This window comes from Mucilaginibacter jinjuensis (assembly GCF_028596025.1).
In the GTDB taxonomy this organism is placed as follows: domain Bacteria; phylum Bacteroidota; class Bacteroidia; order Sphingobacteriales; family Sphingobacteriaceae; genus Mucilaginibacter; species Mucilaginibacter jinjuensis.
In genome coordinates this window covers 761,751-782,776 of record NZ_CP117167.1, presented here as the reverse complement: position 1 = coordinate 782,776, position 21,026 = coordinate 761,751, and the positions used below count along the sequence as shown (strand labels likewise).

Sequence of the window (21,026 nt, the reverse complement as noted above, 5' to 3'; positions counted from 1 at the left end):
CAGGCTATCAGGGTAATAAAACAAAAAAGACGACCCTTTTGAGATCGTCTTTTTTGTTTGAATTATATTAATGGCTCTAATCCATCATCAGCCTTCGAATTAGCTCGGCACTCTGCTTTTTGCCCTCATCTAACCTGTCGGCGAAAAAGGTTTGCACATCGTTGAAGTGTTTCTTATAACCTTCCATATCGCCGTATCCTATAATAGACGACCACTCGCGCACGGCCGAGTGAAATTCCAGATCATCACCACGGATAGTTTTATCGTATAGGGCTGTTTCTATCGATTCTTCCAGTAAAGCTTCGTTCTTAAACAGATATTCGGCAATACCCAAACGCAGGCGGAATGGCGGGGTTTGGGCAATCAGGTTATCATACGGGTTTACACCTAAATGGTACCAGGCATCAACCATACTTAATATACTCAAGTGCGAGTTTGGTTTTGGGTGGATGCCGCCATCGCCCAGGGAGAAATCTTTCATCACCTGGTCGTTAAACATAATGAGCTTGCGGCTTTCGTGGAAAACAAAATCGCGGGCCTTGTAAATACGCTCGCGGAAAGCTTTCTCTTCTTCCATGATCATCAGCTTAAATAATTCTGATTCAGATATAGCGTAACGCTTCACCTGCTGGCGGGCATAAGGGTTCAGAATAGCTAAACCGGCGTACACGTGTGCCTTATAACTAAAGATACGCAGCGTAGTAAGGATCTTCACATTATCGATACCTCCGTTATAAGAAGCATTATCCCAGGGGAAAAAACCGGCAGATTTCCATGCGGTTCCCATACTCTCGAAACCCACGTGCGTTACAGCCTGGGTATCGGCCACAATCTGATCGTGCTGATGGTAATCGGGTAGTTCCACAATATCCGTCCCTATCGCGTTAAACAGATCGAACATGCGCTGATAGCTTTCATCATCACTCCTGTGGCGGATCAGCATCAGCTTTTGTCCTTTGGGTTCAAAGCCCGGCCCGTGCATAGCATGGAAGGTGATGATATTAACACCGGCAGGCAGATACTTCTCGAAAATCTCAATCTCGATAGACTTAACAGAAGTTTGCCCGGCAACAATAGCATTGGGCTTAATAGAAAGATACGATTGGGCAACTACCTGCTCCAGGTATTCGGCCTCTACAGAATAGATCAGCAGATCACTTTGAGCTGCAACCTCCGTTCCCTTATCCAATACGGCTACCTGCTGGCCAGCCAGTTCTTCTTCTACTTTTTGCCTGTTCTGGGGCAGGTCGCAACCAAATACAGTGTAACCTGCATTGGCAAATGCCTTCGCATATAAGCGGCCCATATCGCCCAAACCAATAATCCCGATATTCATGCCGCTAATATAAGTACCTCAATGATAACCTTTAGCTTTTACATTAAATACAGAATTTTAATCCCGATTAAATAAGTTTTAATAACTTAGTGCAACTTGTGCGCCTGGTTTACGTTACACGTGATTATTGGGCACAATACATCTAATTATCATTAATTATGACTAACAAACTGTTTTTTAAAGGGTTAATTGCCGCGGCGCTAATCACCGTATCTTCACAATTCGCTTCTGCACAAGACAGTACTAAAAAAGAAGTACCTGTAAAACCACCGGTTGTGTATAAACCTAAAGCGGTTACCACACAGCCTGCCGGTACAACATACCCTGCCAAGCCAGTTACGCCACAAACCAGTACTCCTGGCACCAATGTTCCGCCCGCAAGTACTGTAGCCAAACCGTATGTACCATCAACGCCGGTTGAGCCTAACGACCGCAGCATAAACGGCCAATATCAATTTTTACTGAACAGAACTTATGGTTATCAGCGCCCCCTGCTCGCTGCCTTTTATAAAAGTGTTACAGACACCCTGAATTTACAACGCAAAAAAGTAAATCCTTTAACAACTACCGTTGCAGCGCTTAAAGACTCGGTTAAAACCCTGCACACCCAGCTATCATCAAAAGAACAAGTATTAACCGCATCGAGCAATAAGGTTGATAGCATTAGCCTGCTGGGTATAGATATGACAAAATCGGCCTATAACACTTTAATGTGGGGCCTGGTTATTGTGTGCGCCGCAGTTGCAGCATTTGTAGTTTTCCGTTCGGGCAGTTATAGCCGCGAAGCTAAATACCGTATCAGATTATATGAGGACCTGGACGAGGAATACAAAACCTACAAAGCCAAAGCCAACGAAAAAGAAAAGAAACTGGCCCGCGAACTGCAGACCGCCAGAAACAAACTGGAAGAGTTAACCGGTAACCCGGGTTATTAAGCTCGCCCCCAGCCCCTTCCATAGGAGTCCTATGGACTAAAGGAGGAGCAAAAGAATACTATTCAAACTTACTATTATGCCACAACTCGCTTTTTTATTTGGCTGGAACCCATTGAAGTGGCCATGGGAAGATCTGGAGGATGATATTAAAAAATTGGCTGCCGAAGGCGGACTTAAGGAAGACTGGAGCGCAGCGAGCCATAAATCTATCCAGGTAGGCGACCAAGCGTACATTGTTCGATTAGGTGTTGAGCCTAAAGGGATTTGCGCATCGGGCATTATAACTTCAGAACCATACCGGGCCTTTCGAAAAGGCAGGCATCATTTCCGCGTCGATATTACGCTTGATGTTTTATTGAACCCCGAAAAAGAGCAGATACTTTCACTTGATATTCTGAAAACCGGCAACCTCGCCGCTCAAACCTGGACTCCGCAGGCATCAGGTATCTCCATAAAACCACAACTGGTTGATGAGCTGGAAGGCCTTTGGTTAAATTTCCTCGAAACAAAAGGCTACGCTGACGACTTTTAGTTTCAACATTAAATCTTCAATTATGGAATTTAGAATCGGCGACCTGGTATCGACCCCAAACGGCAACGGATACATTAACGATATTATTGAAAACGAAGTAATCGTAGACTTGATTGACGGCGACGACCGCCGCGAAGTGTTTGATGTTTCGCAGATTGCGTTACTGGAGGAGTAACCCAACAATATACAAAAGGGTGTCATGCTGAGGCACCCGAAGCATGGTGGGCTGGCCTCTGCGCACTACACTTCGAGTGCCTCAGTGTGACACCCATATATTTCATTGACAAATTACCTCATTGACAAATTAGCTTTACTCCGATCTTAAACTCTTTACCGGATTAGCCACTGCTGCTTTAATAGATTGGAAGCTTACTGTAATAATGGTTATTACCATTGCACCAACGCTTGCAGCAATAAATACCCACCACGATATAGCCGTATGGTACTCATATACCTTTAGCCAGTTGTTTAAATAATACCAGGCAATTGGGATGGCAATGGCGCATGATATAATTACCAGGCCAAGAAAATCTTTTGAAAGCATACTCCAAAGGTTGTATACCGATGCACCAAGTACTTTGCGCACGCCAATTTCTTTAGTACGTTGCTCGGCCACAAACGAGGCCAGGCCAAATAAACCGAGCGAAGATATAAAGATGGCCAGTATAGCAAAGAAGGTGGCCAGGTTACCTATGCGCTCTTCGTCGGCGAATTTGTGGGCATACTCATCATCAATAAATTTATAGCTGAACGGGCTTGCCGGGTTGTATTTCTTAAACACAGGTTCGAGCCTTGTTAAGGCTGTAGCTACCGCCATGGTTGGCTTAATTTTCATGGTGATGATGTTTGTCCAGCCGTAATTCAGCGTAAATACGGTTGGCATCGCTTCCATGTATGGCGAGTTCATTACCATGTTGGTAATTATACCTCTTACAATGTAAGCTTTGCCGTTCCATTTAATGGTTTCGCCTACCGGGTTTTTAATACCAATTAATTTCACGGCGGCTTCATTCAATAATAAACTGCTGGTATCGGTAGCAAAGCTTCTGGAAAAATCGCGACCATCTTTAATTTTCCAGCCGATAGTTTTACCAAAATCATGCGTCACGGCAACAATACCAAATACAGGATTGGTAGATGGATTTTTACCTTTCCAATCAAACCCAATCTGATTACTCCAAATATCAGTTGACGGGCTCGATGACTCTGACATATTTTCTATTGCACCCGTTTTAAGCAGGTCGCCCCTTAAGGCATCGTAATGGCCCTGTAAATCGGGTGTATTAATATCAACAGTAACTAAACCTTCGCGTGTATAACCAATAGGTCTGTTCTTGGCAAATTGTATTTGTTTAAAAACGATAATAGTACCGATGATAAGCGTTACTGATACCGTAAATTGAATTACTACTAACACCTTGCGCGGCAAGGCGGCAAATCTGCCGGTTTTAAATGTCCCTTTTAATACCTTAACTGTATTAAAGCCCGACAGGTAAAAGGCCGGATAGCTGCCCGAAACTATACCCGTAAGTAAAGAAAACGCCAGGCTAAGTAACCAGAACGGTCCGCTTGTCCACGGAAAGTTCATTTGTTTATTGGCCAGGTTGTTAAATACAGGCAGAAATAAAATCACGATAATCATGGCGAAAACAAATGCAATTAAAGCCATCACGATAGATTCGCTCAAGAACTGCGCAATTAATTGCTGACGAACCGAACCGATAGCTTTGCGGATCCCTACTTCTTTGGCGCGCTTCTCTGACCGGGCTGTGCTGAGGTTCATAAAATTAATACAAGCTAAAAGCAATACGAAGACGCCTATAATACCAAACAACCACACGTATTGTATACGGCCGCCATCAATGTTGCCATCTTTAAAGTTGCTGTACAGGTGCCATTTATCCATTGGATGAACCAACAACCGTTCATTAGCTTCTTTAAAGTGATCGTGCGAAAGGCTTCTTATTTTTTTGCTTACCTTATCAAAATCGGCATTATCACTTAGCTGTACAAACAATTGGGTACTGTGGTCGCCCCAGTTAGTTTGTGCCGATTTGGTATACGGATCAGTAGCTACCAGCTTATCCCATGCAAGCAGTACCTGCATATCATTAAAAGTGGAATTATTGGGCAGGTCTTCATATACCCCACCTACTTTTAAATCCATTTTATTATTGATGCGTACGGTTTTACCCAAAGGCGCTTTATCACCAAATAAAGCTTTGGCGGCAGATTGCGCAAGTAACATCGATGATGGATCTTTCAGCGCGCTAATATCACCCTGTATCATTTTAAGCGTTAACATTTTAGGGAAGTCGGCTTCAACCCACATCCCTTTCTGCGAAACCTTGTTTTCGCCTGCACCCAATATGAAAGTATTATTCCATGAGGCGTGGCTTATATATTTAAAGTCGGCTGCATACTTGTTTTTCAATTCAGGTGCAACGGGCAATGCCATGGCAGTTTGAGTACTGGTATGCCCGTCGAAAGTTTGGGTAACCATTACCTGGCCAATTTTTGCATGGTTTTGATGATAATGATCGAACGACAGCTCGTCCCAGATCCACAAACCGATAAGCATAGCTACAGCCATACCTAAAGCCAAACCCAGAATATTGATAGATGAGTAAACCTTGTTTTTAATAAGATTACGCCAGGCAATTTTAAAATAGTTTTTCAGCATATTGAATAAGGTTAATTTGAAATTGGCTAATTAACTGCAGATCAAGAGCCAAGATAATGCCTTATTCTTTAAATACTGAATATCAATATGTTAAAAATGGTTAAGAATTAAAAGTTGTTCGGTTTCGATACAGTGAGCGTTCGGGGATGAACGGCGGGAGTAATATAAAAGAACTACTACATCGGCTCCTGTCTGTTATCCCAGAAAAACAATACAGTAATAGAGGTTTCACCAATTTTATAAAAGCAGGAGCAATTTTTATGAACAGAAGCTTTTCTTACATTTACATTAATGTTTGCGGCTTCATAGATAAATGGTGATACTGATATTATTTCTAATATCTTAAGAACGCGTTTTTCAAACTTAATAACCGACTTTTTGCCCCACTTATCTAAGATTTGCGATTGAATAGCAGTAAAGGTCTCGTGCGCTGCATCAGAAAAAACTATCTCAAATTTCATTAGACACAAAGAGCTTTTTCTTAAACTCTTCCAATGTAATAGTTCTACCTGCTGCCATATCTTCCAAACCTCTGTTTATACCAGCAATCACATGATCTGGCAATTGGGAATCATCAGTTCGTTTTTCAAACATAACATTTAAAGCTAAGAAGAATGCTTCTACTGCCTTTTCCTGCTCTTTTGTGGGATATGCTATATATGCTTCCATTTAAACAAACTTAACTAAAAATATGCAAAAGTAACAAAGTGACATTAGACAATAATATTTACACATCATTCAAATAATATACTATCTGCTTAAAGCACAAAAAAAGGCCACCTTTTACAAGGCAGCCTTTTCAAATATCGGATCTTCCGGTACTATCACACTTTGATCTCTACTTCAACACCACTTGGAAGCTCAAGTTTCATTAAAGCATCAACAGTTTTAGAGTTAGAACTGTAGATGTCTAATAAACGCTTGTATGAGCAAAGTTGAAATTGCTCACGAGCTTTTTTGTTTACGTGCGGAGAACGTAATACTGTAAAGATTTTCTTTTCAGTAGGTAAAGGAAGCGGACCGCTTACTACAGCGCCGGTTGGCTTTACTGTCTTAACGATTTTCTCAGCTGATTTATCAACCAGGTTGTAATCGTAAGATTTTAGTTTAATTCTGATTCTTTGGCTCATTTTGTTTGTTTTTATAACCGCCGGTAAGAGCTATTTATTACCGGTTGTTGTTAATTGTTATTGTGTTATTAAGTTACTGAGTTTCGATTAACTTAATAACCTAATAACTCAGTAACTAATATCTATTGTAACGTTATGCTACGCTGCCTTTAACTCTGCCTTTTGATTTAGCAACCACTTCTTCTTGTACGTTACGCGGTGCCTCAGCATAGTGATCAAACTCCATTGTTGAAGTTGCACGGCCAGAAGTGATAGTACGTAATTGAGTTACGTAACCAAACATTTCTGAAAGTGGTACAGTAGCTTTAATAACTTGTGCACCAGCGCGTGAATCCATACCTAACAGTTGGCCACGACGACGGTTCATGTCACCGATTACATCACCCATGTTTTCTTCTGGGGTAAGGATCTCGATTTTCATGATCGGCTCAAGCAATACTGGTTTACATTTTGGCAATGCCTCGCGGTATGCAGATTTAGCTGCGATCTCGAAAGATAACGCATCTGAATCGACTGCGTGGAATGAACCGTCAATTAACCTAACTTTTAAGCTGGTTAACGGATAGCCTGCCAATACACCATTTGCCATAGAAGCTGCAAAGCCTTTTTCAACAGATGGAATAAACTCACGAGGGATTGAACCACCGCTAATTTCGTTCACAAACTGTAAGCCTTCTTTACCTTCGTCATTTGGTGAAATGATAACCTGGATATCAGCAAATTTACCACGACCACCGGTTTGTTTCTTATATGTTTCGCGGTGTTGGATAGTACCTGTGATAGACTCTTTGTAAGCTACTTGTGGAGCACCCTGGTTAACCTCTACTTTAAACTCACGTTTTAAGCGGTCCATGATGATATCTAAGTGAAGCTCGCCCATACCTGAAATTACAGTTTGGCCGGTTTCCTCGTCAGAGTTTACACGGAAGGTTGGATCCTCTTCAGCCAGTTTACTTAAAGCCATACCCAATTTATCTACGTCTGCCTGAGTTTTAGGCTCGATAGCTAAACCGATAACCGGCTCAGGGAAGTTCATAGACTCAAGGATGATCGGGTGTTTCTCGTCGCAAAGGGTATCACCTGTCTTAATATCTTTAAAGCCTACTACCGCAGCAATATCACCAGCACCTACGTTAGGGATTGGGTTTTGCTTGTTAGCGTGCATTTGGAAGATACGAGAGATACGCTCTTTACTGTCAGAACGCATGTTGTGTACATACGAACCTGCATCTAAGTTACCAGAGTATACGCGGATAAAGCACAAACGACCAACGAATGGATCGGTTGCAATTTTAAACGCTAATGCTGCAAATGGTTCTTTAACATCAGGTTTACGTAAAATTTCTTCGCCGGTGTCTGGGTTGGTACCAATGATACCTTCAACATCCATAGGTGAAGGCAATAATTCCATCACGTAATCAAGCATGGTTTGTACACCTTTGTTTTTGAAAGATGAACCACAAACCATAGGAACAATTTTAGCATCTAAAACAGCCTGACGTAAAGCGTCTAATACTTCGCGCTCAGTAATGGTATCCGGTGCATCGAAGAATTTCTCCATTAACGACTCATCATACTCAGCTACAGATTCAAGCAATTTCTCTCTCCACTCAGTTGCTTCTTCGATCATATCCTCTGGGATAGGCACTTCAGTAAAGGTCATACCTTTATCATGCTCATTCCAAACGATACCTCTCCAGTTAATTAAATCAACCACACCTTTGAAGCTATCTTCAGCGCCGATTGGTAATTGCAATGGAACAGCGTTGCTGCCTAACATTGATTTTACTTGTTTAACAACCTTTAAGAAGTCGGCACCAGAGCGGTCCATTTTATTTACGAAACCGATACGGGCAACATTATAGTTGTTGGCAAGTCTCCAGTTAGTTTCTGATTGAGGCTCAACACCATCAACAGCAGAAAATAAGAAAACTAAACCATCAAGTACACGTAATGAACGGTTTACCTCAACGGTAAAATCCACGTGACCCGGGGTATCAATAATGTTGATGTGGTAAGTTTGGCCTCTGTATTTCCAGTTAACGGTAGTAGCAGCTGAGGTAATGGTAATACCACGCTCTTGCTCCTGCGCCATCCAGTCCATAGTAGCCGCACCTTCGTGTACTTCACCAATTTTGTGGCTTACACCAGCATAATAAAGTATACGCTCAGTGGTAGTGGTTTTACCAGCATCAATGTGCGCGGCAATACCGATGTTTCTTGTGTATCTTAGATCTCTTGACATGTATTTTTTATAATGAATGAATGATAGAATGAGTGAATGAGTGAGTTACACTCTATTCAATCCTTCTATCATTCATTAATTCACTAATTAGAATCTAAAGTGAGAGAACGCTTTGTTGGCTTCAGCCATTTTGTGCGTATCTTCTTTTTTCTTCACAGCAGCACCTTCACCTTTAGCAGCAGAGATGATCTCACCTGCTAATTTCTCCATCATGGTTTTTTCACCACGACGACGTGAGTAGCTGATCAGCCATTTCATACCTAAAGCGATTTTACGCTCTGGACGAACTTCTGTAGGAACCTGGAAGTTAGCACCACCAACACGGCGAGATTTAACCTCAACAGCTGGCATAACATTGTTTAACGCTTTTTTCCAAGTTTCTAAACCGTTTTCGTTAGTTTTTTTCTCAACTATCTCAACAGCGTTATAGAAAATGCTGTATGCGGTAGATTTTTTACCATCATACATCATGTTATTTACGAACCTGGTTACCAAAACATCATTAAATTTTGGATCAGGAAGAAGGATTCTCTTTTTTGGTTTTGACTTTCTCATTGTTACTATCCTCCTTTAATTATTTCTTTTTACCTTTTGCCGGTGCAGCAGCTGCCTGACCTGGTTTAGGGCGTTTAGTACCATATTTAGAACGACGTTGGTTACGGCCGTTTACACCTGATGTATCTAATGCACCACGGATGATGTGGTAACGTACACCTGGTAAATCTTTAACCCTGCCACCGCGGATTAACACGATTGAGTGCTCCTGTAAGTTGTGACCTTCACCTGGGATATAGGCATTCACCTCTTTACCATTGGTTAAACGTACACGCGCAACTTTACGCATTGCTGAGTTTGGTTTCTTAGGGGTAGTGGTGTATACACGGGTACACACGCCTCTTCGCTGTGGACAGCTGTCCAACGCTGGTGACTTACTCTTGTCAACCATAGCTACTCTACCTTTTCTAACTAATTGCTGAATAGTAGGCATTTCTTCCTTTTAATATTTACAGTTTTATCCTTATTTTAAGGACTGCAAAAGTACGCACTTATTTTCTGATTTTCAAGAGGTTCTTGAAAGTTTTTTCAGATAAGTAATTGACGCAGTGCAGAGGTAGGGTTTTATTGTTAAGTTATTGACGATAAATTGTTAAGGTTGTTAACGAGTAGTTCATAGCCGATAGCCCATAGTTCATGGTTCTTTTCTGTCTATTAAGGCACAAACTAATATTGAACACAGAACACCGGATTTCGAATAATGAAGTAAAAATTCGATGTTCGAAATTCAATATTCATTATTCGATATTAAGTTCGACAAACCAAAAAAAGCCACACAGTTTATAACTATGCGGCTTCCTTTTATCAAAACATCAAATTAACACTTACGATTTTTGTACATCACCACGGTGGGTTACCGCACCCTGATCGTGGCGACGATTTTTAAACGCTTCTTTAAGCTGGGCTTTTTGTTCATCACTTAAGGTAGATAAAAAAGCTTTGCGGTCGGCCTTGCGGGTTTCCTGGTTAGCAGCCATCATTTTTTGCTGATCGGCGGTTAAAGAACCTTTCAGTTTTTCCATTTTATCCTTACCATGCAATGCTTTATCTTTCAAAATAGCTTTTTGATCGGCAGTTAATGTTGCGCTGAAAGCTTCGTGTGCTGCCTTTTGCTTTTCACGGTTTTGTTTCAGCATAGCTTTCTGGTCAGGTGTCAACGTAGATTTCAAGGCTGCAAACTCTTTACCACCGCGATGGTTTCTGAATGCAGCTTTCAATTGTGCTTTCTGTGCATCAGTTAAAGTTGCCGCAAATGCCTTACGATTAGCCTCGCGGGTTTCTTTATTGGCAGCCATCAATTTTTGCTGATCTGCGGTTAAAGAACTCTTGAATTTCTCCATTTTATCCTTGCCATGCAAGCTCTTATCCTGCATAATCGCTTTCTGATCGGCAGTCAGTGTAGCTTTAAATGCTTCATGTGCTGCTTTTTGCTTTTCACGGTTTTTTTTCAGCATAGCTTTCTGGTCTGGAGTTAAGGTAGCCTTCAATGCACCAAACTCCTCACCACCACGATGATGATAGCGACCATAAACTTTATTACTATCAGCTTTGGCAACAGTTTGCGCCATAGCACCAGCGGTTGTAGCAGCTGCAAACAGCGCAACCAGCGAAATTGATCTTATTAGCTTTTTCATATCCTGTTTAAATTAATTGCTTTCTTAAATTATTTACTTGATAGATAGAATCTGCAACAAAAGGTTTAAGTAACATTTATATAGAAAGAAGAAGGAGAAAGGATTATGGGACAAAGGAGGAAGGACAGAAAAGACAAAGAACAGAGGAGAAAGAGCAAAGATTATTGACTATTGACTATTAACACCCTCCACACGGGAGGGGTGCGCAGAGAAAGCGCGATAGCAGGTCCAAAGGACTCCTTTGGAGGAGGGGTTTCTAAAAGCGAAAGGCATATTCTATCATTCACTCCCCCTATCATTCACTCATTAATTAAGTAAAGCAGGTACAGTGCTGCTATTAACGGCAGCCCCGTTTTCCGCTTATACGCCTGCAGGCCTTAGTCACAATGCCGGTATCCGCTGCAACCGGGTTTAGGTAGGTAGGCAATCATTTTGTTTTTTCCCTTCTGTCCTTTCTCCTCCATCAACTACTCACTAATTCACAACTCACCATTCACCAATTCACATTATATTTGTTCATGTCTCCACTTATAGAAATCAACGACCTGCTTTTAGCAGATAAAACTAATTTGGTTATACTCGATTCCCGCGGCTTTGCCGGAGCTCATGATCGTTATTTGGCCGGGCACCTGGATGGTGCTTTATTTGTAAACCTCGATCCAGATCTGGCAGCGCATACGGAAAATGCTGCTGAAGGCGGCCGCCATCCACTACCTACCCCCGAGGCTTTTGCCGAACTACTTACCCGTTTAGGCATTACGCCCGAAACCCGTGTTGTTGTTTATGACGACAAAGCCGGTGCCAACAGCGCTGCCCGTTTGTGGTGGATGCTCAAGGCTATTGGCCACCCGCAGGTACAGGTATTAAACGGCGGTGTACAGGCAGCCATTGATCATGGTGTAGCTTTAAGTACAGAAGAAACAGTTCCGACACCGGCCAGCACTCCTTATCCTGTTCCGGCTGGGTTTAATGGTACGGTAAATATTGATGAAGTAGGCAAAGCAGCCCATGACGACAGCCGCCTGGTGATTGACGTTCGCGAAAATGCCCGCTACCTTGGCCAAACCGAACCGCTCGATTTAATTGCAGGCCATATCCCAGGTGCCATTAATGCACCATATATGTTGTTTAACCTCGATGCCTCAGGTAAATACAAACCGGCAGAAGAATTACGTGCGGCTTACACAGATGCATTGGGTAATGTAAAACCACAGGATACCATTGTACATTGCGGATCTGGTGTTACCGCCTGCCATACCCTGCTCGCTTTAGAACATGCCGGCTTGCCGGGAGCAAAACTGTACGTAGGTTCATGGAGCGAATGGTCGCGCAGGGATTTACCGGTTGGGAAAGAGAATAGGTATTAGAAACATTCAGCACCAACCGTCATCCCGTCCCGACTACCGTTGGGATGGGGAACCCACGGGACAGATCGCAAACTTGGTCTACAGCATACTTAGCATGTGGGGTGCTGAAATAAATTCAGCATGACGGACGGAGAAGAAGAACCCACCCCTGCCCTCATACAATCCACCGCGCCCCTCCAAGCAGGGGATGTATAAATGCAAAACATACAAGAAAGGCTGCGATAATCGCAGCCTTTCTTGTATCCTGTATCCCGTAGTATGGGTTTTGCTTATAATTTGCTTAGTTGTATATCATAGCCTAATGGTATTAACACAGGTACCCAAACCGATGACAATAATTATTAAACCTGCTAAAAACCACGACCACCTACGTACTATTACGGCCTCGATACAACAAACCATAAAATGAATAACGGCAGCAATAAAAGAAAAGATAATATTATCGCCCTTTCCTAAAAAGCCCCAAATAGTATATACCGCAAATATTAAAAGGTTAATCCCTAATATTTTCAAATCGGATGGCGGCTTGTTATATTTATCTTGTTCGCTCATTATACAGGTATTTCGTTTCTTAACATTTCTAAATATTCAGCTTTATCGTCCCGGTAAAACATGTTCATGGTTTCGAAAGGGATAATGCTCAGATCCTTATTCACAATATGCACACAGGATTTTTTGATGGCCCTTACGTCAAAGTTCTGCGCATCAATAAAATTCATAATAATAACCCTGAACAAATTATCATAGCTTAAACCGGGTGCATCAATTTCGGGCAGGCAGCACATAATAGAATGCAGATGCTCTTTGGCTACATCAACCGAATTACCTGTACTAAACATGTGCAGTAAATGCTTTTTCAGCACTTCATCCTGTTCATAAACAATGGTATTTCTCGAGTTATCCAGCAAATCATTAGGGTCTATCATCCGCGTAAGCGGAAACACTTTGTTACCTAATTTAAGTGCGTACCCCATTACAAGGGCATCCGGGTTACAGGGTACAGGCAGCAGATCTTCGGGCGTAAAAATATTGGTTTGCTCTAAAATGGCGCTGCGCACCTCGGTCATGGTGTAGCGGTCTGTCGCCGGGTTAAAATTTTCAAGACGGCCTGCCTGTTGGGTAGGCTGCAACGTTACGCCCCTTACACACCGCTGTTCCAATCCGTATTCTATAATTTTGCCTATCTCATCAGTATTCAACCCCTTTTGGAGGGTAACAACCAGTGTGGTAGACAGGTTGTATTTATTAAGATTTTCAATGGCTTTCGTCCTCACATCGCGCAGATCTTCGCCCCTGAGTTTCTCGAGTGCCTCCTGTTTAAAAGAATCAAACTGCAGGTAGATTTCAAAATCGGGCATATATGAAGCCAGGCGTTTTACAAACTGCTCATCTTTAGCTATGCGGATACCGTTGGTATTCAGCATCAGGTGTTTAATGGGTTTGCGTTTGGCAATATCCAGTATCTCAAAAAACTGCGGATGTACCGTCGGCTCGCCGCCACTTATCTGAACCACATCCGGTTCGCCTTCGTTGGCAACTATTACATCCAGCATCTGCTCAATTTCTTCCAATGTGCGGTGCCGCCCATAATGCGGCGACGACATGGCATAACAGGTTGGGCAAGCCAGGTTACAACGGTCGGTAACTTCAACTACGGTCAGGCACGAGTGCTGTTCGTGGTCGCGGCAAAGGCCGCAATCATAAGGGCAGCCATAATGGGTTTCTCTATTAAATTTAAGCGGCATTTCGCTCCGCTTGGCATAATTACGGCAGTTTTTATAGTATTCTACATCGGTAGCTATAAGCACTTTCTCAAAACCGTGCAGCCTGCAGGTTTTAAGCATATATACCTTATCATCCTCAAACACAATTTTGGCATCAACACGCCTTAAACAGGTTGAACAAACGCTGATAGTAAAATCATAATAAATATACGGGCGTTCAGGCATAGGTGGTGGCTATTTTAGATGGATAGATAAACACTTTATAATAATACAAAATCCCGGCGATACAGGCTAATTGTATAGAAGATAATCCGAAACTGAAAAAGTAATCGGGTTTAATAAATTCATCAGCAAAACGGAACAGCAGGTAACTAACCATCAGTAGTTTAAATTTATATCCATCGGCAAATTGATGTTTGCGTTCTATAAGCAACAATACTATCCACAAACAAATCCAGAATAGTATTTCGTACAAATTAGTAGGATGCCGGTAGATACCATCACCAAAATTAACACCCCATGGTAACGATGTAGCTGTGCCATAAGTGCCATCTTTTAAGCCGGCTAAAAAGCAGCCGGTGCGGCCAATAATCATAGCCAATATTAATGGATAAACCATCAAATCGCCCGACGAGGTTGTAACCCCTATCTGCTTTTTAACTAACTCAACACCCAATAAGCCGCCAAGCAAGCCGCCTACTATTGTTGTGTTGCCCATAAAATATACCCAGCCCATTTCTGTAAACAGATCGGGTCGCTCTAACACGCCTAAAATATGTGAACCCAGAAAGCCTCCTAAAGCAGCACCAATAAAAATGATGATGCGGTTATGGTCACTAATATTATCCTGTTGGTGTTTGCGCAAATAAGTATAATAACGATAGCCAATAGCATAAGCCAATGTTTCGCATACAAAATGTACCGGGATATGGGCCTTACCAATGGTAATATCTACAGGGAAATGCAATGTGGTTATAAGTATAAGGTATGGTTAAATATAGAAATGATCCGTATAACAAAGGAGATATAAAACAAAAAGGCTGCGATATAATCGCAGCCTCCTCAATATCTTGATTCTTGTCTATGAACCGGAATTTTTAGAATTATTGAATTATCAGAATGCTTAGCATACTGATTCCGACTCCTATCTTGATTCTTGTCTCTCGATTCTTGACTCTCTTTTACTGTGTTACCACCGTATTTAAATGCTGTACTTTACGTTTCTCTGGGGGCAGGGCCATCCATTTTTTGTAGCTGTCGTTTACGTATATGGCCATTGATTCGCCCTGATTGTTACGCAGGAAAGCGTAGGTTGGGCGGTACATGGTCATAAAGTCTTCGAGCTCTTGCCCTTTTAGTGGCACAAGGCTGCCTACGTAGGCACGGCTAAAGGCCGAATCAACAGCACGCTCTTCGGCTTCGTGTTTGAAGTATTTTTTTAACCGGCGGGCATCTTTACCTGATTTTCCGAACCAACTGCTTGGCGACATTACGTATACCTTACTCTTCTCATACACTTCCGGGTACTCGGCACGTGGGTCGAATTTGGCGGTAGCTTTTACATTTACTTCGCGCAAGGCAATAGATTGTAAAGCCAGTTGTACATCCTTCGGCTTCATATCTATTACATATAAAGTATCAGATACATAACCGGGCGATGAGAAAATAAGCAGGTTACCCACTTCGGCAGGTATTTCAAATTTTCCGTTTTTATCAGAAAGCGCTAATTGTTTGTTGGCGGTGTTTTTCACAAATACATCCTGCAATTTTATGCGAGTACCGGTTTCTGATACCGTACCGCGTAAAGTTTGGGCATAAGATGCAGTGATGATAAAACAAAATAGTATTGCGAATAAGATGGTAAACTTCATGGTGGTAAATATACAGGTATAACTTTGTTTAAGGGTTTAAGGTTTCATGCATAATGCCAAAAATGCGTTACAAACTGCCTTAGCATTGTCAAAAAGTTTGTTTTTATCTCCTCCAGGTATTGTTATCGGTATTATAATCCGGGAAAACATGGTCTGGGTCGTAAGTTACAGTTGATATTTCTTCTGTCGACGGATACTTAAAAACCCAGTGGCTACCCGTAGCCCAAACCTCTACCGGCAATTTAATGCGACTGGTTTTACCGCTCTTGGTTTTTATTTCCAGTATTACCGGCAAGGCCATTTTATCCAGGTTATCAATGCTGATTAAAGCTCCCCTCGCCGGATTGCCATCTACATATTTCACATCGCTTACCGTTACATCCAGTTGCCAGTTATTTAAAAACCATTCGCGCCAAAACCAGTTTAAGTTTTCGCCCGATACATTTTCCATCGTACGGAAAAAGTCATCGGGGGTTGGGTGCTTGTAGGCCCAACGTTCAATATAAGTTTTAAAAGCCAGGTCAAATCTTTCTGTCCCCAATACCTGGTTACGCAAAATATTCAATGCTTCGGCAGGCTTTTCATATAATAAGGTACCGTTATGCATTTCGAGAATATTGTCGGGCGTGCTCATTACCGGCTCCATATTAGGGTTTAGGATATGTACGGCTTTGTTACTGGTCCAGTCTATCGGGGCAGCCATTTCAGCATATTCACCCTTATTAAAATCGCGGGTTGAGAGGCCGTTGATAAACGTATTAAACCCTTCATCCATCCAGCCGTACAAACGTTCGTTAGATCCCACGATCATCGGGAACCAGGTATGCCCAAACTCATGATCGTTAACCGACCATAATGAACCACCATTACTGTTCGATCCGCAGAAAACAATACCCGGGTACTCCATGCCACCAACAATACCCGCAACAGCAACAGCTGTAGGATAAGGATACGGGAACCATTTATTTGAATTATATTCTAACGAACCTTTAACATATTCGGTTGAGTTTTCCCAGCCGTTATTGCCCTTACTCTCTACCGGGTAGGCCGAGATAGCTAAAGCATGTTTGCCCTCGGGCAGGTTAATCTTAGCTGCATCAACAATAAATGCCGCCGAAGAAGCCCAGGCCACATCGCGTGCATTGCTCATTTTGTAATGCCAGGTTAGTTCCGGTTTACCCACCGGACGCGAGTTGGAACTCCTTACCTCGCTTGATGAACGGATGATCACCGTTTTATCGCTCATAGCTGCCTGCGCAAAACGTTGCTGCTGCAATGGGGTATAAACATCCTGCGGGTTTTGTAATTCTCCCGAGGCAAATACTATGTGACTGGCAGGCGCGGTAATGCTTACATCAAAATCGCCATACTCGAGGTAAAATTCGCTTGGGCCGTTGTAGGGAACGGTATTCCAGCCCATTACATCATCGTACACACACATACGCGGATACCACTGCCCTACTGTAAATATTTTACCATTACGGGTTTGCTGTACGCCGGTACGGTCCGATCCATAATCGGGCACAACAAATGAGTATTCTATCTTTACAGATACTTTGCCACCTTTGGCGGCCAGCGCGGAAGGCAGAAACAATTGCATGCGCGTATCAATTACCTGGTATTTAACCGGTACATCATTTACCGATACCGATTTAATATTGTAACCCTCATATACGCGGCCTTTAGAATGGTTACGGCTGCCCATCGCAGCTTCCATTGCCGAACCTCTCGAATCTGACTTATACAAATTTTGCTCGAGCTGCATCCACAAAAAGTCCATTTTTTGCGGGCTGTTATTGGTATAGGTAAGTATTTCTGTACCGCTTACTTCGTTTGTTTTATCATCCAAACGGGCGGCTAACTGGTAATCGGCACGGTTTTGCCAATACAGCGGGCCCGGCTCACCATCGGCTGCACGGTACTCGGTACCATTTTTAGTATAAAAAAGCGGGCTGAATAATTGGGTATTATCAAACTTAGATAACTCGGGCTGGTTAGTTGCCTGTTGCGCAAAACAAAGCTGGATACCAGCAAAAAAGACCAGTGATAAACTGGTCAGGGAAAAACATCTCATTAAATATGGTCAGCAGGTTATACAATTGCTTAAGCAATTATATAACGAAAAAATGGCTTTTTTAGTTCTGCTACTTTAAAAAGTGTTCTTTATAAACATTCTCATCAAAGCCAAAGTACAGAAAACCATTGTCTTCAATAACGGGGCGCTTAATCATGCTGGTTTTTTGTTGCAGTAAAGGCAATGCCTCTGCTTCGCCTTTTACGCTTTCTTTTACTGCCGGGTCAAGTTGTTTCCAGGTAAGGCCTTGCTTGTTCATAAACTTCTCGTAGCCTGCCTTTTGGTTCCACTCCTGTAGTTTTTCTGTGCTAACGCCCAGCTTCTTAAAGTCCTGAAATTCATAGTCAACATGATTAGCCTTTAACCAGTCTATCGCTTTTTTAACTGTATTACAATTGGTTATACCGTATACTTTCATGCCGCAAATTTAGTGATTTCCGCCACGGTTGCCACTACTATCGTCATTTTCAATACCGCGCTGGTTCTTTTTAATCTGGCTGTTTAAGCGGCCGAACTTATAAGTGAAGCTAAAGCCAATGTTGCGATAATAGTTCTGGTTAAAGTTAGTTTGCTCAAACTCATTGGTTCTGTTGTAACTATCGTTGGTACGGAATTTTTTCCAGGGGTTGCTAACATATATGCCAATATTAGCCTTCTCTTTCAGGAAATCTTTAGAAGCACTCAAAGAGCCACCCGCCCAATAATTATCCTTGCCCTGTAATAGCACGTAGCGACTATCCACACCACCATCAACACCTACGCGCCAGCCCTTTTCAAACTTATACCCGGCATTCCCGAAAATGTAGCCCTGTATACCTTTATTACTGTAGAAAATATTATTGGCTGTACCTTTTAACCAAACATAAACCAATTGCGAGTTAATGTTGAGGTTCAACTTTTTAGTAATTGGATAGTTGACGTTGAGGTTTGCACCCAGCCTTTTATTTTGCCCAACGTTTTGATAAGTGGTAACACTTACAGTATCCGGCCTAATGGTAGTTACACTTTGGATAGTATTGTTGGCATACGAGTAACTGATGCCCCCGGTAATAGAACCTTTGGCGAAATTGCTATAATTTAATTCGAAGCTATGGTTAACCACAGGGCGCAGGGCAGGGTTACCCACATTAATGTATTTAGGATTTGATGCATCGATAAAAGGATTCAACTGCCAGATATTGGGCCTCGAGATGCGGTTAGAAAAGCCGAAATTAATGCTGCTGCTTTTTAACTGGCGTTGTATAGATACCGACGGAATGAGGTTATTATAATCCTGCGTGGCCACGCTGCCTATTGAGGTAAAATGCGCATCTACATTGGTATGCTCTAAACGCAAGCCCCCTTTCAGCGTCCATTTAGTCCATTTAACCTGGTACGAATTGTAGCCGCTGTAAACATTCTGCTGATAATCAAAATTATTCGTTTGCAGGGTATTGTTTACGTATTGGTTGGTAATGGTATTTAGCGTATCGCTGGTAAAATCGCTGAAATTTTTTCTTAAAATAGCTTTACCTCCTGCTTCAATAGTTACCTTTTTTACGGGTTGCACATAATCAACCTGCACGGTATGCTCGCGCGTACCCGAATTATTGTACTGGTTATAATTAGGCAAGCCGTAGTTAAAGCGCTCGGTAAAAATGTTGGCAGCATCCTGCGTACTGCCGTTTGATGAGTATTTGTACGACATGGTTAGCAACTGCTCTTTATTATGTTTAAAGCCCAATTGGTAGTTCAACCCTAAATCTGTACCATGATAATTGCCGCTGCTGGCATTGGCTAAACGGTAACCTTGCTGAATAACATCATCCCCATCATACTGACCTGTATTTTGCTCGCTTCGTTGGTTAAACTTATAAGTATATGATTCAATATTACCTGTAAGGAGGTTTAGGGTATCTATCTCATAGCTTAGTTCGGCGCTGCCATAATTGTTACGGCCACCATCGCGGTAGTTGGTGCCCGTTTGCTGCAGCGATGATACAACCGGGATAAATGTATTAGTTGTATTGCCAAACTGGGTAGTTTGTTTGTTTTGCCTGTTGAAGCCGATGTAACCATTCAAACCAAATTTGCCTTGTTTAACCGTGGCATTTAAATTAGAACCTAAGCCCCAAACGGTATTGTAACGGGTTGTCCAGCTGCCGTTGTAGCCCTGGTCGGCATTCTTTTTGGTGATGATGTTGATGATACCGGCCAAACCTTCGGCTTCGTATTTTGCCGGTGGTGTGGTAATTACTTCAATTTTTTCGATGTTGCTGGCCGGCATCGCTTTCAATACATCCGAAGGATTCCGGGCCACGAGTGACGATGGTTTGCCGTTGATGAGAATCTTATAATCAGTGTTACCTTTTAGCTTGATATTGTCCGATGCATCGACAGAAACTAAAGGTACTTTGCGCATCATATCGAGCGCAGTTTCTACTTTGTTTGATGGGTCGGCCTGTACATCGTAGGCAATACGGTCAACCTCCTGTTTAACAATGGGGCGAACGGCTGTTACGCTCACCTCATTCAAACTACTTGTTGATGCTGCCAGCTGGATCTCGCCCAGGTTAATCACTTTTTTAGTGCTGTCGATATCAATAACCTTATTTTTAAAACCGACAGAAGCCAATACCAATTGGTACGATTTCATGGGCAGGCCTGTAAATTCAAAGCTGCCGTTATCTTTACTTAGCATGCTTTTTACCGGCAAATTGGTTTTGGTATGGCGAAGGGCTACGGTAACGTAACCCATGGGCTGTTTCTTTAATGAATCGAGGATTACACCCCTGATAGTCTGGGTTGATTGTGCAGAAGCGTAAAATCCAAGGCATAGCAATGCCAACAGTGATAAGTATGTTTTCATTAGGTTTTAGATTTGGTATGCGATTACCTGTTACAATAATAAAGCAAATTATTGCTACCTAATAAAGAATTAACACTATTTAACTAAATAAA

The 21,026-nt window shown here is 42.3% G+C and carries 20 protein-coding genes; 4 read left to right on the top strand and 16 right to left on the bottom strand.

Translation table 11 applies throughout. The features are described 5' to 3' along the window. Positions 1-76: 76 nt before the first annotated feature. A complete protein-coding gene (locus tag PQO05_RS03555; RefSeq protein WP_273631283.1) occupies positions 77-1,336 on the bottom strand; it encodes a prephenate dehydrogenase in 1,260 nt (419 codons plus the stop codon). Positions 1,337-1,494: 158 nt separating this feature from the next. Here PQO05_RS03555 and PQO05_RS03550 point away from each other — a divergent pair, with 158 nt between their 5' ends. From PQO05_RS03550 to PQO05_RS03540, 3 genes are all read left to right on the top strand, one after another. Continuing rightward, on the top strand, positions 1,495-2,271 hold the full coding sequence (locus tag PQO05_RS03550) for a superantigen-like protein SSL4 (RefSeq protein WP_273631282.1): 777 nt from the start codon (positions 1,495-1,497) through the stop codon (positions 2,269-2,271). A 76-nt stretch (positions 2,272-2,347) separates the two neighbouring features. After that, complete coding sequence (locus tag PQO05_RS03545; RefSeq protein WP_273631281.1) at positions 2,348-2,803, top strand: hypothetical protein; 456 nt, start codon at positions 2,348-2,350, stop codon at positions 2,801-2,803. A gap of 22 nt (positions 2,804-2,825) precedes the next feature. Further along, the gene (locus PQO05_RS03540) at positions 2,826-2,978 is read left to right on the top strand and encodes a hypothetical protein (RefSeq protein ID WP_273631280.1); all 153 of its coding nucleotides are present in this window, start codon (positions 2,826-2,828) and stop codon (positions 2,976-2,978) included. A gap of 135 nt (positions 2,979-3,113) precedes the next feature. Here PQO05_RS03540 and PQO05_RS03535 read toward each other — a convergent pair whose 3' ends face one another. The 8 genes from PQO05_RS03535 to PQO05_RS03500 form a co-directional block, all read right to left on the bottom strand. Further along, the gene (locus tag PQO05_RS03535) at positions 3,114-5,486 is read right to left on the bottom strand and encodes an ABC transporter permease (protein WP_273631279.1); all 2,373 of its coding nucleotides are present in this window, start codon (positions 5,484-5,486) and stop codon (positions 3,114-3,116) included. Between the two features lie 176 nt (positions 5,487-5,662). After that, entirely contained in the window at positions 5,663-5,947 is a 285-nt protein-coding gene (locus PQO05_RS03530) for a type II toxin-antitoxin system RelE/ParE family toxin (protein ID WP_273631278.1), read from the bottom strand. Further along, entirely contained in the window at positions 5,937-6,155 is a 219-nt protein-coding gene (locus PQO05_RS03525) for a hypothetical protein (RefSeq protein ID WP_273631277.1), read from the bottom strand. Before PQO05_RS03525 ends, PQO05_RS03530 begins: the two co-directional genes overlap by 11 nt. A gap of 155 nt (positions 6,156-6,310) precedes the next feature. Then, positions 6,311-6,616: a 30S ribosomal protein S10 gene (rpsJ, locus tag PQO05_RS03520; RefSeq protein WP_022830652.1), complete on the bottom strand. Its 306-nt coding sequence runs from the start codon at positions 6,614-6,616 to the stop codon at positions 6,311-6,313. Between the two features lie 133 nt (positions 6,617-6,749). Further along, positions 6,750-8,861, bottom strand: a complete 2,112-nt coding sequence (gene fusA / locus PQO05_RS03515) for an elongation factor G (protein WP_273631273.1) — start codon at positions 8,859-8,861, stop codon at positions 6,750-6,752. An 87-nt stretch (positions 8,862-8,948) separates the two neighbouring features. Beyond that, positions 8,949-9,416, bottom strand: a complete 468-nt coding sequence (rpsG, locus tag PQO05_RS03510; protein ID WP_074487377.1) for a 30S ribosomal protein S7 — start codon at positions 9,414-9,416, stop codon at positions 8,949-8,951. A 19-nt stretch (positions 9,417-9,435) separates the two neighbouring features. Next, positions 9,436-9,849 carry a 30S ribosomal protein S12 gene (gene rpsL, locus PQO05_RS03505; protein ID WP_273631272.1) on the bottom strand — a complete coding sequence of 138 codons (414 nt, stop codon included), beginning with the start codon at positions 9,847-9,849 and terminating at the stop codon, positions 9,436-9,438. Between the two features lie 391 nt (positions 9,850-10,240). Continuing rightward, on the bottom strand, positions 10,241-11,050 hold the full coding sequence (locus tag PQO05_RS03500) for a hypothetical protein (RefSeq protein WP_273631271.1): 810 nt from the start codon (positions 11,048-11,050) through the stop codon (positions 10,241-10,243). 518 nt (positions 11,051-11,568) lie between these two features. On the opposite strand from PQO05_RS03500, the gene PQO05_RS03495 reads away from it, so the two are divergent. After that, on the top strand, positions 11,569-12,417 hold the full coding sequence (locus tag PQO05_RS03495; RefSeq protein WP_273631270.1) for a sulfurtransferase: 849 nt from the start codon (positions 11,569-11,571) through the stop codon (positions 12,415-12,417). A gap of 291 nt (positions 12,418-12,708) precedes the next feature. Here the strand turns inward: PQO05_RS03495 and PQO05_RS03490 are convergent, their stop codons facing one another. The 7 genes from PQO05_RS03490 to PQO05_RS03460 all read right to left on the bottom strand — a co-directional run bounded on the left by PQO05_RS03490 (position 12,709) and on the right by PQO05_RS03460 (position 20,934). Continuing rightward, positions 12,709-12,969, bottom strand: a complete 261-nt coding sequence (locus PQO05_RS03490) for a hypothetical protein (RefSeq protein WP_273631269.1) — start codon at positions 12,967-12,969, stop codon at positions 12,709-12,711. Further along, complete coding sequence (locus PQO05_RS03485; protein ID WP_273631268.1) at positions 12,969-14,366, bottom strand: radical SAM protein; 1,398 nt, start codon at positions 14,364-14,366, stop codon at positions 12,969-12,971. Before PQO05_RS03485 ends, PQO05_RS03490 begins: the two co-directional genes overlap by 1 nt. Beyond that, entirely contained in the window at positions 14,359-15,108 is a 750-nt protein-coding gene (locus PQO05_RS03480) for a prolipoprotein diacylglyceryl transferase (protein ID WP_273631267.1), read from the bottom strand. Before PQO05_RS03480 ends, PQO05_RS03485 begins: the two co-directional genes overlap by 8 nt. Positions 15,109-15,322: 214 nt before the next feature. After that, positions 15,323-16,012, bottom strand: coding sequence for a hypothetical protein (locus PQO05_RS03475; protein WP_273631266.1), 690 nt, complete (start codon positions 16,010-16,012; stop codon positions 15,323-15,325). 103 nt (positions 16,013-16,115) lie between these two features. Beyond that, positions 16,116-18,086, bottom strand: coding sequence for a M1 family metallopeptidase (locus PQO05_RS03470; RefSeq protein WP_273631265.1), 1,971 nt, complete (start codon positions 18,084-18,086; stop codon positions 16,116-16,118). A gap of 70 nt (positions 18,087-18,156) precedes the next feature. Further along, positions 18,157-18,504: a Spx/MgsR family RNA polymerase-binding regulatory protein gene (locus PQO05_RS03465; RefSeq protein WP_273631264.1), complete on the bottom strand. Its 348-nt coding sequence runs from the start codon at positions 18,502-18,504 to the stop codon at positions 18,157-18,159. A gap of 9 nt (positions 18,505-18,513) precedes the next feature. After that, positions 18,514-20,934: a TonB-dependent receptor gene (locus PQO05_RS03460; RefSeq protein ID WP_273631263.1), complete on the bottom strand. Its 2,421-nt coding sequence runs from the start codon at positions 20,932-20,934 to the stop codon at positions 18,514-18,516. Positions 20,935-21,026 lie beyond the last annotated feature (92 nt).

Excerpts from the sequence above, each read along its gene's own strand:
- rpsG (WP_074487377.1), bottom strand. The coding sequence starts at position 9,416 with ATGAGAAAGTCAAAACCAAAAAAGAGAATCCTTCTTCCTGATCCAAAA.
- PQO05_RS03545 (WP_273631281.1), top strand. The coding sequence starts at position 2,348 with ATGCCACAACTCGCTTTTTTATTTGGCTGGAACCCATTGAAGTGGCCA.
- PQO05_RS03530 (WP_273631278.1), bottom strand. The coding sequence starts at position 5,947 with ATGAAATTTGAGATAGTTTTTTCTGATGCAGCGCACGAGACCTTTACT.
- PQO05_RS03470 (WP_273631265.1), bottom strand. The coding sequence starts at position 18,086 with ATGAGATGTTTTTCCCTGACCAGTTTATCACTGGTCTTTTTTGCTGGT.
- PQO05_RS03485 (WP_273631268.1), bottom strand. The coding sequence starts at position 14,366 with ATGCCTGAACGCCCGTATATTTATTATGATTTTACTATCAGCGTTTGT.
- PQO05_RS03490 (WP_273631269.1), bottom strand. The coding sequence starts at position 12,969 with ATGAGCGAACAAGATAAATATAACAAGCCGCCATCCGATTTGAAAATA.
- PQO05_RS03555 (WP_273631283.1), bottom strand. The coding sequence starts at position 1,336 with ATGAATATCGGGATTATTGGTTTGGGCGATATGGGCCGCTTATATGCG.
- PQO05_RS03465 (WP_273631264.1), bottom strand. The coding sequence starts at position 18,504 with ATGAAAGTATACGGTATAACCAATTGTAATACAGTTAAAAAAGCGATA.
- PQO05_RS03475 (WP_273631266.1), bottom strand. The coding sequence starts at position 16,012 with ATGAAGTTTACCATCTTATTCGCAATACTATTTTGTTTTATCATCACT.
- PQO05_RS03550 (WP_273631282.1), top strand. The coding sequence starts at position 1,495 with ATGACTAACAAACTGTTTTTTAAAGGGTTAATTGCCGCGGCGCTAATC.
- fusA (WP_273631273.1), bottom strand. The coding sequence starts at position 8,861 with ATGTCAAGAGATCTAAGATACACAAGAAACATCGGTATTGCCGCGCAC.
- PQO05_RS03500 (WP_273631271.1), bottom strand. The coding sequence starts at position 11,050 with ATGAAAAAGCTAATAAGATCAATTTCGCTGGTTGCGCTGTTTGCAGCT.
- rpsJ (WP_022830652.1), bottom strand. The coding sequence starts at position 6,616 with ATGAGCCAAAGAATCAGAATTAAACTAAAATCTTACGATTACAACCTG.
- PQO05_RS03540 (WP_273631280.1), top strand. The coding sequence starts at position 2,826 with ATGGAATTTAGAATCGGCGACCTGGTATCGACCCCAAACGGCAACGGA.
- PQO05_RS03495 (WP_273631270.1), top strand. The coding sequence starts at position 11,569 with ATGTCTCCACTTATAGAAATCAACGACCTGCTTTTAGCAGATAAAACT.
- rpsL (WP_273631272.1), bottom strand. The coding sequence starts at position 9,849 with ATGCCTACTATTCAGCAATTAGTTAGAAAAGGTAGAGTAGCTATGGTT.
- PQO05_RS03525 (WP_273631277.1), bottom strand. The coding sequence starts at position 6,155 with ATGGAAGCATATATAGCATATCCCACAAAAGAGCAGGAAAAGGCAGTA.
- PQO05_RS03535 (WP_273631279.1), bottom strand. The coding sequence starts at position 5,486 with ATGCTGAAAAACTATTTTAAAATTGCCTGGCGTAATCTTATTAAAAAC.
- PQO05_RS03460 (WP_273631263.1), bottom strand. The coding sequence starts at position 20,934 with ATGAAAACATACTTATCACTGTTGGCATTGCTATGCCTTGGATTTTAC.